This is a genomic window from Bartonella sp. AA89HNZF (genome assembly GCF_042196905.1).
In the GTDB taxonomy this organism is placed as follows: domain Bacteria; phylum Pseudomonadota; class Alphaproteobacteria; order Rhizobiales; family Rhizobiaceae; genus Bartonella.
On record NZ_JBHIRD010000103.1, the window covers coordinates 305 to 784 of the forward strand.

The following is a 480-nucleotide window of genomic DNA, read 5'->3' on the forward strand; positions in this document are numbered from 1 at the left end:
TTCATCTAAGCTATTAGGCCTATTTCCCGAAAACAACAGTTGTTTGGGGGTAATTTTTAAGTGTGGCGCCAAACGTACAGCCCACTCCTTTGTTAATTTTCGTTGTCCATTTTCTAAACGAAAAATTTGTGGCTGACTAGTCCCTACCAATTCGGCTAATTCTTTTGAAGTTAAACCTACTTTTTGTCTGAAAAATTTCAAATTATTCATGATTCTTATCCTAATTAAAAAAAAAATCCTTTCAAATGCCAATATGGTAAAATATGCTTGTCTTAATAATACCGATATGGTAAAAAGAGGAATGTCTAAACTAAAACTGTATTTATCAAAGAATAATATTACTTATGCCGAGTTTGCGATTTTGGTAGGTGTTACACAAGCATCTATAGCACGCTATGTGAATAAGAAGCGATTTCCGCATCCTAGGATAATACAAAAAATAGCAGAAGTTACTGATAATTACATAAGTCCTAGCGATTG

The 480-nt window shown here is 33.1% G+C and carries 2 protein-coding genes; one reads left to right on the forward strand and one right to left on the reverse strand.

Going from position 1 to position 480, the window contains the following annotated elements; all coding sequences use genetic code 11:
- Positions 1–210: helix-turn-helix domain-containing protein (locus ACFIN0_RS09950; protein ID WP_375702477.1), on the reverse strand; the 210-nt coding region annotated here is incomplete at its 3' end.
- 91 nt (positions 211–301) lie between these two features.
- Here ACFIN0_RS09950 and ACFIN0_RS09955 point away from each other — a divergent pair.
- On the forward strand, positions 302–480 hold a 179-nt coding region (locus tag ACFIN0_RS09955), incomplete at its 3' end, for a helix-turn-helix domain-containing protein (RefSeq protein WP_375702478.1).